Raw genomic sequence first — 12,177 nt, 5'->3', positions numbered from 1 at the left:
TTTGAAGAAGATGGGAGTATTAGAGCGGATAGTCATCAGATAACACAAAATAGACGAGCATTCTGACTTATTTATTTTTTGAAGATGCCTTATCTAATATAAAATTCTATATTTCTTTAAGTACGGGATGTAATAGGAAATAACCATTTATTTAATAAATTCTTTCCTTTTAAAATAAAAAGTGCCTCATCATCATCCATCAAAATTCCTTCAATAGGCTTATATTTATGAGTATTAGGTATGAAATGCAATTGAATTTTTTCTTCTTCATTAAATATGCTTTCTATTATACAATCAACATCTATTAATTTATTGCTTATAATATCATATATATGAAGTATTTCTTCTTCTCTTCTTAAAATTACAATGGCATCCCTCTCTAGAATATAATACAAATCATCCTTAAATTCATATAAACAGTACACTAGAAGTGGCCACTTATCATTAATAGCTCCTAATTTCTTAGATATAGGAAACCTATTTGTAGTAAGTTTATTTATAAGTTCTCTATGGTTTTCATTATTTATATCAAGCTTTTCTATAGTAGATACCTTCTTATTTATGTCTTTGCCATCTATTATATATGTTTTCTCGAAAGTTCTTTTAAATCCAAATTTAGGATAAAACTCTAATACAGTATTATTTGCAAAAAGATAAATCAAATCACAGTCCTTTGCGTATTTATCTATAACATATTTCATCAAAATTGCAGACAATCCTCTATTTCTAAAGTTTTCATCAGTCATAACGGTTCCAATTTGAATAGCTTTTTTTACTTCTCCTTCTATTACAAGTTCAAATTTATTTATAGATATATTTGAAATAACTTGGCCTCTATCTATAATAGCATATGGTATATATCCACTTTTTAAATATCCTTTTTTATACCAATATTCAAAATCTAATCCAAAGGTCTTATATGCTAGATTATTAAAGCTTTTTCTATATTGCTCTTTATCTAAGAAATTCCCTACTATGGTGACTTGTGTATTCATAATCCTATCCCCCTATCTATAGTTTATTTAATATATTTATATCTATAGCTCTTCTAATAATCCATAGGTTCTATCTTATAGCTATAGTTTTCAATTTCTTTAAATATATTCTTAGGCGTTTTAACAATTACCACTTTACTTTTATAAAGCTCTATATCCTTCAAAAGTTTGTCTCTATCTTTTTCATATGCACTACTCCATTTATACATACGTTTTAGCATATTTATTGTAGGTTTATAATTTGCTTCTTCTATTTTTAAATTTTGAAATATCCATCTTTTTAGAATGCGATACTTTCTCTTTTTAGCTGGAGTATCAAGTAAAATAATTAAATCAGATGATTCGAATCCAAAGTCAAAACATTCTCTTCTAACTCCTTCAATAATCCATTTGTCCTCGTTTAAAATCTTGTGAAATTCTAAATTTCTTTCTTCTTCCGTTCTCTTTCTATCTCCATTTTTATCTCTTATATGAACTACATTGTCTAGCTCATACCAAGGAATATTTAATTTTTTAGACATTCGCTTAGCCATAGTGGTTTTTCCACTAGCTACTGAGCCTATTATATATGCTTTTGAAACTTCATTAATGTGCATATGATTATACATCCTAACTAATATATTTTACTTTAATAATTTCTACTATTATTTATTTCAACTAGTATTACTAAACTCTCATTTCACACAAATAGTGTATTAAATTTCAACTTAATTCCTATTTAAATATTATAATAAAATATATTCCATAAATTCCATTGAAATCCTTTAAATATAATTAAGTTTATAAAAATAAGGAGCTTTTACGAAAGCTCCTTATCTATTTAGTAATATATATTTTATAAAGTTAATTTATCTTTTCCTATCCACTTTCTTAATACTTCTGGTACTATAACACTTCCATCAGCTTGCTGATACTGCTCTAGTATAGCTGGTAATAGCCTACTTGTGGCTAATCCTGATGCATTTAAAGTGTTTACATATTCAACCTTATTACTCTCTTCCCTTCTAAATCTTATCATGCCTCTTCTTGCTTGATAATCTCTTGCATTAGAAGCTGAACTTATCTCTTTATATTCATTCATACTTGGTATCCAAACTTCTATATCGTAAGTCTTTGCCATAGATGCACTACAGTCTTTAGCTGCCAGCTTTACTAATCTATAATGTAATCCTAAGCCTTTTACTAAAGCTTCAGCCTTTTGAATCAATTCTTCTAGTGCTTCATCTGAATCCTCTGGCTTTGTATATTGGAACATTTCTATTTTATTAAATTGATGTCCCCTTATCATACCTCTTTCAGATTTTCTATAACTTCCAGCTTCAACACGATAGCAAGGAGTATATGCAAATAATTTCTTAGGCAATTCTTCTTCTTTTAAAATCTCTCCTCTATAAAGGTTAATTAAAGCAGTTTCTGCTGTAGGAAGCATAAATTGCATATTTTCTTTATCTTTTTTATCTCCAACTGTAAATACTTCATCAATGAATTTAGGAAACTGTCCTGCTGAAAGACCACATTGATAGTTTAATATATGTGGAGGCAAAATAAATTCATATCCATCTTTTATATGCTCTTCTATAAAGTAGTTAAGCAGAGCCCATTCCATCATAGCTCCTACACCTTTATATATCCAAAAGCCATTGCCTCCAAGCTTAACTCCTCTTTCATAATCAATAAGATCATGGGCTTTAGCAAGTTCTACATGGTCTTTAATTTGGAAATCAAATTTAGGTTGTTCTCTAAATTCTCTAACTACCTTATTATTTTCTTTTCCTCCTGCTACCACATCCTCATCAGGTATATTAGGAAGACTTTCCATAAATGCATTAATCTTTTCTTCTATCTCTTGAAGCTTTTCATCATATTCTTTTATATCCTTACTAACTACTTTCATATCTTCATATAAAGCTTCTACATTTTCTCCTCTCTTTTTAAGAATAGGAATCTCTTTAGAAACCTTATTTTTCTTACTTTTTAGCTCTTCCACCTCAATTAAAATTTTTCTTCTTTCTTCATCCCATTGTAAAAGTTCTGAAAAATCTACGCTGTCCATTCTCTTTGAAAGATCAGCTTTAATCTTCTCAGGATTTTTTCTAATTAAATAAATATCTATCATTACTTTATTCCTCCTTAATGAAGCTCTTAAATACACATTTCTATTTTTTCTTTACTCGGAATAGCACTATTATAAGTTTTCTTCCTTACTATATAATTTCTTGTTTGTTATTAACTTACCTTTGTATCTTACAAAAATTAAAGCCCCCGCCTCTATAAATATAGAGACGAGAGCTATTATATCCCGTGGTACCACTCTAGTTGTCACCTTAGTGACCTCTTTCATGTGCTTTAAGGTGCACCCTCCCTCTGATTCATCATCAGTAACTCCGAAGTGGAAAGACTATGTAATGTACTGATTTTCACCTGCCATCAGCTCTCTAAAACATCAAAATAATCGTAGCTTCATCATTGTCATTTTATATTTTAATATATATTAACCACTATATTAGCACTTTACTCTTACAATGTAAATATTAAAAATAAAATAGTGTGATAAAATTTTATAGAAGAATACTATATATGTTATAATTACTTATGAAATTAAAAAGAATGTAGAGAGGTGCAAAATGAAAGAACTAAAGATATACTTTACATCAGATCTTCATGGATATGTATATCCTACAGATTATAGAGATGATAAAGAAAAGAGTATGGGAATATTAAATATAATTAATCAGTTTAATAAAGATGGAAACACATTAATTATAGATGGCGGGGATACAATTCAGGGTTCTCCCTTTACTAACTATCTAAGTAATAATGAATTTGATATACATCCAATAGCTACTCTAATGAACGAGGGTCAATATGATTATGTAACTCTTGGTAATCATGATTTTAATTATGGTTATAGCTATTTGAAAAAATATCTTAATAATCTAAATGGAAAATGTATCTGCGCTAATGTAGATAATAAAACAAATGAGTTATCAATTTTACCTTATGATATTAAAACTATGGAAAATGGCTTGAAGGTAGGAATAATTGGATTTACTACTGATTTTATAAATAGATGGGAAAGGTCTAGCAATATAAATAATTTCACCATCTCTGATACCTTTAATGCAGTGAAAAAGTGTTATAAAGAGATAAAAAATCAGTGCGACCTATTAATAGGAGTTTATCATGGTGGATTTGAGAATGATTTGGAATCTCATGAAAAACTAAGCCATACTAGTGAAAATATCGCCTATAGACTCTGTGAAGAATTTGATTTTCACATTCTTCTAACTGGACATCAACATATGGAAATTCCGGGGCATTATCTCCATAATACCTATATAGCTCAAACTCCACCTAATGGCACAAAGTTTTTAGAGCTTAACCTAGAGCTTCATGAAGATTTAAGCTTAGATATAAATTCATCCTTAAGAAATGTTGAACTTAATCCTAACAAAGCTATGTATGATAAATTCTTAAGTCTAGAAAATCAAGTTCAGAAATGGCTAGATACTCCAGTTGGATTTTTAGATGTAGAACTTCAACCTAGTACTCATATAGATATGGCTGTGAATGGTTCCTATTTAGCTAATTTTATAAATCAAGTTCAATTAGATGCCAGCGGTGCGGATATTTCAGTTACTTCATTTGCTAACTCCATAAAAGGTTTTAACAAAGACGTAACGGTAAGGGATATAACTTCTACTTATATGTTCCCAAATACCTTATCCATTCTTGAAGTAGATGGAAAAACTTTAAAACTTGCTCTTGAAAGATGTGCTAGTTACTTTGAATATGTAGATGATAAATTACAAGTTTCTGACCGTTTCTTAAAGCCTAAGGTAGAACACTATAACTATGACTATTTTTCAAATTTAAACTATACCTTTGACTTAACTAAAGAAGTAGGCAACCGTGTTGTTTCAATAAACTTTAAAGGAAAAGAAGTTAATAATAATGATAAACTTACTCTTGCCATGAATAACTACAGAGCAACGGGAGCTGGTGGTTATGACTTTTATAGAGATTGTAAAGTCGAATGCGAAGTATTGAAGGAAATGCCTGACATTATAATTGACTACTTTAGAGCTAATAAACAAGTTATAGTTGATAAAAATAAATATTTAACTGTTATTAAATAATTTTAAAAAAGGCTACTTCAAATAATATATATTTGAAGTAGCTCAATTTTTATTTCTTAGCCCCTTGCTAATTTATTTCTTACTTTTGTTGAAAGTACTTCTACTGCTAGTACAAGGATTATTAATCCACAAAGAATTGCTCCAACCTCATCCCAGTTAAAGGCGTTCATTGCAAAGATTAATGGAGCACCTATTCCTCCAGCTCCTACTAAGCCTAATGTAGATGCATCTTTTATATTTATTTCAAATCTATAGATAGCTGTTGAAACAAAGTTTGTAAATAGTTGTGGTAAAATACCATATCTCACTTTTTCAAAGGTATCGCATCCAGCTGCATCTAAGGATTCTAATATCTTTGTGTCTAAATCCTCTATTGCTTCTATAAACATCTTAGATATCATCCCTATAGATACTACTGACATTGTAAGAACTCCTGCAAAGGCCCCAGGTCCTGTTACACGGATAAACATTAGTCCATAAACAAAGGATGGGAAAGTTCTTATTGCTGCTATTACAAATAAAGTTATATTACTTATCCACTTTGGAACTATATTGCTAGAAGCCATAAAGGAAAGTGGTACTGCTAAAATAGTTCCTATTATGGTTCCTAGTAGTGCTATACAAACTGTTTCTAACAGTAAGTAAGGAACACCAGCTTTAAAATCAAGAAGCATGTCCATATCTGGATGAAGTATTCCTGATAATACATTCTTAGCTATATCTACACCATTTTCTTTAACTCCAGTAAATGCTACAGATTTTGCTGCCCATAACATTATCGCTATAACAAATAATACTGTTAGAGTTTTACGTATCCAAAGATTTGGCTCTTTTTCAAGTTGTGCTTTTACCGATAACTCCATCCTAACCCAGCCTTTCTCTTATATATTTACTTAAATTCTCGATGATAATTACTGTAATAAATAACATGACTAGTATCATTCCTACCTTGTCATATTCTCTCCATCCAATCTTCTCATTTAGAATAAGCCCTATTCCTCCAGCTCCTACATATCCTAATATAGCTGCATAACGTACATTTATTTCTAAACTGTATAAACAAGTTGAAAAATAAGTTGGTAATATTTGCGGCATTATAGCCGCTATAAAAGCTCTTAACTTTGTGGCTCCAACAGCCTCCATAGCTTCAAAAGGTCCCATATCTACAGTTTCTATTTTTTCATATAACATTTTTACTACTATACCAAATGTAAATATAGTTATAGCTACAGTTCCTGCAAAAGTTCCTAATCCAAATATATATGTAGCAATTAACGCTATGATTAATGTTGGTAAAGTTCTAGTTATACTTAAAACTATTCTTACAATAGTTAATACAATCTTTGATTTATTAATATTAACAGAAGATATTATAGCAAATGGAATCGCTATAAGACTTCCTATCATAGAGCCTAACAATGACATCTTTATAGTTTCTATAAGTAACGGTAATACATTTTTAGCAAAGCTAAAATCTGGTGGAAACATATCCTTTAAGATTACGAAGAATTGATTTCCTCTATCTACTAATGTAGAAAATTTAAATCCAGTTACTTCTGCTGATATAGCAATTGCTATAGCTAGTCCAATAACTACATAAGGTACTACAGATCTCGGTGGTTGTATTTCTCTTCCATCTTGTAATACGATTTTTTTAGGCTTGAAGATATTTCTAATAGCTTGTACCATAATTAATCCCCCATTATCTCATCATCAGATAATTCACGACCATATATCTGCTTTAATATTTCTCCATCTACATCTTTAGCTGTCCCATCATATACAATTTCTCCAGCTTTTATACCAATAACTCTATCAGCATATTTTAGTGCTAAATCTACATGGTGTATATTTATAAGAATTGATATATTCATTTCCTTATTAATTTTTTTAAAGTCATCCATTACTTGTGCTGCTGTTATAGGGTCAAGAGCTGCAACTGGTTCATCTGCTAATATTACTTCTGGATTTTGAGCTAAAGTTCTAGCTAATGCAACACGTTGTTGTTGTCCTCCTGAAAGTTGGTCTGCTCTTACATAAGCTTTGTCCAATATTCCAACCTTATCTAAAGCTTCTAAGGCTACAACTTTATCTTCCTTTGAGTATAATCCTATAATAGATTTCCATAGGGGCATATCTGGTACCCTAGATGTCAATACATTCTTTATAACAGTAGTTCTCGTAACTAAATTAAAGGATTGGAATACCATTCCTAGCTTTCTTCTAAATCTACGAAGCTCTTTTCCCTTTAGATTTTTAACATCTTGTCCATTTACATTTAATGTGCCATCTGTTATATCATGCATCTTATTTATTGTTCTAAGTAAAGTAGATTTACCTGCTCCAGATAGCCCGATTATAGCAACAAACTCTCCTTCTTCAATTTCTAATGATACATTTTTTAATGCATGTAATCCATTTGGATATATTTTATTTACTTTATCAAATTTTATCAAAGATATCCCTCCACAATATATATTTAAAACCATTCTTCTATAATTTATATAAATAAATCTTAATTAACTGCAATTACAATTCTTGTATTCTACCTTTATATATAAAATGAGTTCATGCTAATCATGAACTCATTTTAATCTCAAATTATTTCTGCATAGATTTTATTAATTCTTGTGCATTTCTTTCTCCATCATAGTTCTTGTTATCACCTATCTCATAACCATTATGGCTATATATAGATATGATTTTTTTTCCTTCTGGAGTATTTCCAATGTTTATAAATGCCTTTTGTATAGCTTCTTTTAATTCTGGAGTCATTGATTTTGCTTTAGTTACAGATATAGTATCGTTATATATAGGTTGAGTTACACCTATAATATTAGTTTCTTCCCAAACTGTAGCCTTTCTACCAAATGTGGTATTCCACTGTTCAGCATAGTCACGACGTGCATCTGCATAAGTTACCATTACATCAACTTGACCGCTTGCAAGTTGCGATAATGCAGTTGCGTAGTTATCTAATGCTACTTTCTTTGGTAAGTCAGTTAAAGATATTCCAAAGTTTTCTTGTAACCATAAACTTGGATAAATATATCCTGCTGGAGAAGTTGTGTTACTTGATATTCCCCAAGTAGCACTTTCGATATCTTCCTTAGTTAGCTTCTCACCCTTATTTATCTTAGCAGCTAATTCCTTACCTTTTTCAGAAGGTCCAGCTATTACTAATGAACGATAATAAGTTACTTGATCTTCAATAGCTTCTGTTGGAGCACTGTTCCAATCTGCTGGATTATCAGAATCATGATTTAATCCGTTACGAGTAGCTGTTAATGCTACATCTACACCATCATCATATAAAACATATGTACCACCTGGTATAAATCCAACATCAGCTGTTCCTGCTGCTAAAGCTTCACCAGCTGCTTCAAAACTAGTACCAACTTCAATTTTTATGTTTTTAAACTCAAATCCTTGGTCTGCTAATTCTTTCTTTAACATTTCAGCTAATGGAGCTGTAGCAGTTCTTATTTCTGATGGATCTCTTGATGGTACGAAATATACAACTAGTTCTTCGTTAGCTGCACTTTTAGATGATCCACATCCAACTAACATTGACATAGTTAAAAATACAACTGAAAGTAATGCAATTATTTTTTTCATTTGTCTCTCCTCTTCTAACTGTAGTTACTTTTATGTGCTACACTATATATGTAGTAGCCTCATGTATTATATCATATTTTTTTATTTTTGTTTATTAAAATTTAAAAGTTTCTTAAAATACTTATTAAAATTATTTATAAATATCATATCACTGTTCTTTATGCTGAAAAATGACGAATGTATAGTATTTATCCATACTTTTCCTTCTGTAGTACGGACTATTCACTCATAATTGAATTAACCCTATTTCTTTATCCAAGTTATAATATATCTTAAATCTACAGGTGTTAAAGGTAATTCAGGATTACTATCTATAAATCTTCCATCTACTCCATGCTCTTTACATGTTAGTTCAAAGTGGCACATGGCTATTCCCATATCTATTCTGTGGTTGTCTCTCCCTGTACCCTTAGAATAACTGCTATATTTTTCTTCTTTATAAAAATGAAACTTATTTTCGTCTTTTATAATTCGCCATGGCTGTTTATTTATAGCTGATGGCGCTAACCTTACATTTTCTAGGGATTCCTCAATAATTCCAAGATCCTTATTTATAGGAATTGGTTCTGTAAAGTTCTTTAATTTAAATAATTCACTCCAATCCTTTCTTTTACCTGACCTTCCTTGAAATTTAATAATCTTCTCTAAAAAACTCTTCTTATCAGCCTTATAACCTATAGGAGATATAGCTGCAAAAATTTCATTTTCCTTTACATCCATTACCTTACTAAATTCACTCTTTTTAAATGTACCAGCAATCCAGCAGGTTCCTAACCCTAAGCTAGTAGCATAAAGAACAAGTGCTTCCATCTCATATCCTAGTTCCTCTAAATCCATATATCCTTCTTCAACAGCAACCCCTATGTAGGTTGAAGCTCCCTTTATAATGCCATAGGTACCAAGTTTTCCTCCATTAATTTCTTCTTTGGAATTTATAATTTCAAATCTTACCTTAGCCTTAAATGGCCCATTTATATCTGTAATAAATTCATTTAATTTATTAAGTATCTCTTTATTTATAGAAGTATTATCATAGGTTCTTATAGAAGTTCTAGTTTTTACTATCTCTGTAATTGATTTGTTGTACTTTATATTATCCATAACTTTTCTCCAATCTATATATCTTTATATCTTTATATAACTATATTAAAAACAAATTATATTTATTATGTTAATCTATATTTTAAACTTGTATCAATATATAATCCTTAAATAATAAAATTATTCATATTTTTTATATTAATATTTACTATTATTCTGTGTAAAAATCGTTAATATTTCAAATACTACAGTATAAGTTGATTTAATAATTAAGGAGGAGTAAATATTGTCTAGTATAACTGGTATCGTTAAATGGTACGATGAAAAAAAAGGTTATGGATTTATAGCCTGTAATGCAGGTAATGATGTATTTGTGCACCACTCACAAATAAAAGAAAAGGGAAACAATAAGGATTTACATGAAGGTGAAAATGTATCTTTTGATATCACTGATGGACCCAAAGGACCAATGGCAGTGAATGTTCAAAAGTTATAAGTTATGATAAAAGGGTTATCTTAGGGTTATATGATTTAATCTTAAGGTAGCCTATTTTTATATATTTTAAATTAAGGCATCTTCAAAAAATNNGAACCTGTTTCCTTGTCTAACTCAAAATATACTTCACATCTTTGACTTATTATTTATTTTCAGATGCCTAATACTAAATAATTTACATGAAGAGGTGATAGATTTGCAGGATAAGATTAGTAATCACAAATCAACTAATAGAGGCTTTAACTCTGAGGACTTAAAATCTTTCTCCAAAAGTAGTGTTCAGCTTCTCAATCAATCAGCTATAGAAATTTGTTATCTTCTCGATAGAGGCTATGATATTAAAAGTATTACTACCTTCGTAGGAAATCATTATCAGCTTACTGCAAGACAAAGGACTGCCCTTCAAAGAAGCTGCTGTTCAACACTTCAGAAAGATAATAGAATAAAGAGTTTAATTAATGATGTAACGGAGAAAATAGTTTATATCGATGGCTTTAATATAATAATAACCTTAGAAGTAGCACTTTCAAATGGTACACTATTTAAATGTAGAGATAATTGCATTAGAGATTTAGCCGGTCTTCGAGGAACCTATAGACTCATAGATAAAACTTCAACCGCTATAGAACTTCTAGCTTTAACTCTTAAACGACTAAAGGCTTCTAAAGTAATATTTTATTTAGATGAGCCTGTATCTAATTCTATAAATTTAAAAATAGCTATAATAAATGTGTTTGAAAAAATTGGTATTCCTGTTTCAGTTCATGTAGTTCCAAACCCTGATTATATTTTGAAAGATAAAAGCTATATAATTACTACAGATTCTGTTATTATAGATAGTTGTAAGGGATGGATTAATATATGTCCTTTAATAATTAACAGGTATATACCTAATGCCAATATAATTAATTTTATGTATTAAAAGTGGTGATATAATGAACTATATAGTATTCGATTTAGAATTTAATCAAAAATATGGAGATAAAAAAAATCAAAATGAAGAAAATAATGAATGTAAAGAGAAAGATAAAAATTTAAATCTTCCTTTTGAAATTATTCAGATAGGTGCTGTAAAATTAAATGAAAATTTTGAAAAGATATCCACATTTAATTTTTTAATTAAACCAACTATTCACACAATTCTACATCCTTATGTGGAAACTCTTACTAAAATGAATGAAGATGATATAAATTCGTCGGAAACCTTTCCTTATATCTATGATAAATTTATTAAGTTTATTGGTGAAGAAGAAGCAATTCTATGCGTTTGGGGTATCGTAGACATTAAAGAGCTTTTAAGAAATATAAAGTTCCATAATCTATCCACAGCTTCTCTCCCTCTAAAATATATTGATGTGCAAAACCATGCTTCAAAATATTTTAACATTCAAAAGGGTTTAAAAATTGGACTTAAAACTGCTATCGAACTTTTACATATAAGTCTTCAGGGGGATTTTCATGATGCTATTAATGATGCATATTACACTGGAGAAGTATTAAAAAAGATTTTTAATAAGAATATAAAACCACTACTATATACTGTATCTTCTAGAAATACCTCTTCTATTAAGGAAACTGTTGATATGAATGCAGTATTTAGCCAATTTAAAAAGATGTATAAGAGAAGTCTAACTAAGGAAGAAAAATCTATGATAAGTCTTGCCTATACCATGGGTAGAACAAAACAATTTGTAGTTATAAATAGGAAAGAACCTTGATACTTAAATAAGATTTTTTTATTTCTTGCTAACGGGTTTCTAAATTAGATTTTGTTTTACATTAAGGAGGCTTTCGCAAAAAAAGCTAATCTAAATAAATATTGAATAAGCACTTATATTATTAACGCTCAGCCGTTTCGGAATATTGATTTACTAAAGCATTTATTCAA

General features: G+C 29.5%; 12 protein-coding genes and 1 other annotated feature. Of the genes, 4 read left to right on the top strand and 8 right to left on the bottom strand.

Annotation, left to right across the window (positions count from 1 at the left end):
• Positions 1 to 116 precede the first annotated feature (116 nt).
• The 3 genes from B3W71_RS10100 to serS form a co-directional block, all read right to left on the bottom strand.
• Entirely contained in the window at positions 117 to 995 is an 879-nt protein-coding gene (locus B3W71_RS10100; protein WP_346888807.1) for a GNAT family N-acetyltransferase, read from the bottom strand.
• Positions 996 to 1,048: 53 nt separating this feature from the next.
• Positions 1,049 to 1,591: an AAA family ATPase gene (locus B3W71_RS10095; protein WP_346888806.1), complete on the bottom strand. Its 543-nt coding sequence runs from the start codon at positions 1,589 to 1,591 to the stop codon at positions 1,049 to 1,051.
• Positions 1,592 to 1,830: 239 nt separating this feature from the next.
• Entirely contained in the window at positions 1,831 to 3,111 is a 1,281-nt protein-coding gene (gene serS / locus B3W71_RS10090; RefSeq protein WP_346888805.1) for a serine--tRNA ligase, read from the bottom strand.
• 159 nt (positions 3,112 to 3,270) lie between these two features.
• Positions 3,271 to 3,471 (bottom strand) — a binding site (T-box leader).
• A 148-nt stretch (positions 3,472 to 3,619) separates the two neighbouring features.
• Here serS and B3W71_RS10085 point away from each other — a divergent pair.
• Positions 3,620 to 5,134 carry a bifunctional UDP-sugar hydrolase/5'-nucleotidase gene (locus B3W71_RS10085; RefSeq protein WP_346888804.1) on the top strand — a complete coding sequence of 505 codons (1,515 nt, stop codon included), beginning with the start codon at positions 3,620 to 3,622 and terminating at the stop codon, positions 5,132 to 5,134.
• A gap of 56 nt (positions 5,135 to 5,190) precedes the next feature.
• Here the strand turns inward: B3W71_RS10085 and phnE (B3W71_RS10080) are convergent, their stop codons facing one another.
• The 5 genes from phnE (B3W71_RS10080) to B3W71_RS10060 all read right to left on the bottom strand — a co-directional run bounded on the left by phnE (B3W71_RS10080) (position 5,191) and on the right by B3W71_RS10060 (position 9,853).
• Positions 5,191 to 5,997: a phosphonate ABC transporter, permease protein PhnE gene (phnE, locus tag B3W71_RS10080; RefSeq protein WP_346888803.1), complete on the bottom strand. Its 807-nt coding sequence runs from the start codon at positions 5,995 to 5,997 to the stop codon at positions 5,191 to 5,193.
• A 1-nt stretch (position 5,998) separates the two neighbouring features.
• Complete coding sequence (gene phnE, locus B3W71_RS10075; RefSeq protein WP_346888802.1) at positions 5,999 to 6,823, bottom strand: phosphonate ABC transporter, permease protein PhnE; 825 nt, start codon at positions 6,821 to 6,823, stop codon at positions 5,999 to 6,001.
• 2 nt (positions 6,824 to 6,825) lie between these two features.
• Complete coding sequence (gene phnC, locus B3W71_RS10070) at positions 6,826 to 7,596, bottom strand: phosphonate ABC transporter ATP-binding protein (protein WP_346888812.1); 771 nt, start codon at positions 7,594 to 7,596, stop codon at positions 6,826 to 6,828.
• 139 nt (positions 7,597 to 7,735) lie between these two features.
• Positions 7,736 to 8,752 carry a phosphate/phosphite/phosphonate ABC transporter substrate-binding protein gene (locus B3W71_RS10065; protein WP_346888801.1) on the bottom strand — a complete coding sequence of 339 codons (1,017 nt, stop codon included), beginning with the start codon at positions 8,750 to 8,752 and terminating at the stop codon, positions 7,736 to 7,738.
• 243 nt (positions 8,753 to 8,995) lie between these two features.
• A complete protein-coding gene (locus tag B3W71_RS10060) occupies positions 8,996 to 9,853 on the bottom strand; it encodes a nitroreductase family protein (protein ID WP_346888800.1) in 858 nt (285 codons plus the stop codon).
• Between the two features lie 226 nt (positions 9,854 to 10,079).
• Between B3W71_RS10060 and B3W71_RS10055 the strand changes: the two genes are divergently transcribed.
• The 3 genes from B3W71_RS10055 to B3W71_RS10045 all read left to right on the top strand — a co-directional run bounded on the left by B3W71_RS10055 (position 10,080) and on the right by B3W71_RS10045 (position 12,007).
• Positions 10,080 to 10,289 carry a cold shock domain-containing protein gene (locus B3W71_RS10055; protein ID WP_346888799.1) on the top strand — a complete coding sequence of 70 codons (210 nt, stop codon included), beginning with the start codon at positions 10,080 to 10,082 and terminating at the stop codon, positions 10,287 to 10,289.
• Positions 10,290 to 10,485: 196 nt separating this feature from the next.
• Positions 10,486 to 11,211 carry a DUF434 domain-containing protein gene (locus B3W71_RS10050; protein ID WP_346888798.1) on the top strand — a complete coding sequence of 242 codons (726 nt, stop codon included), beginning with the start codon at positions 10,486 to 10,488 and terminating at the stop codon, positions 11,209 to 11,211.
• A gap of 13 nt (positions 11,212 to 11,224) precedes the next feature.
• The gene (locus B3W71_RS10045; RefSeq protein ID WP_346888797.1) at positions 11,225 to 12,007 is read left to right on the top strand and encodes a 3'-5' exonuclease; all 783 of its coding nucleotides are present in this window, start codon (positions 11,225 to 11,227) and stop codon (positions 12,005 to 12,007) included.
• Positions 12,008 to 12,177: the final 170 nt, after the last annotated feature.

The sequence above is a fragment of the Clostridium sp. UBA1056 genome (genome assembly GCA_002316385.1).
Lineage (GTDB): Bacteria > Bacillota > Clostridia > Clostridiales > Clostridiaceae > Clostridium_J.
Note: the sequence above shows the minus strand (reverse complement) of the source record. Positions and strands in the feature narration are given on the sequence as shown.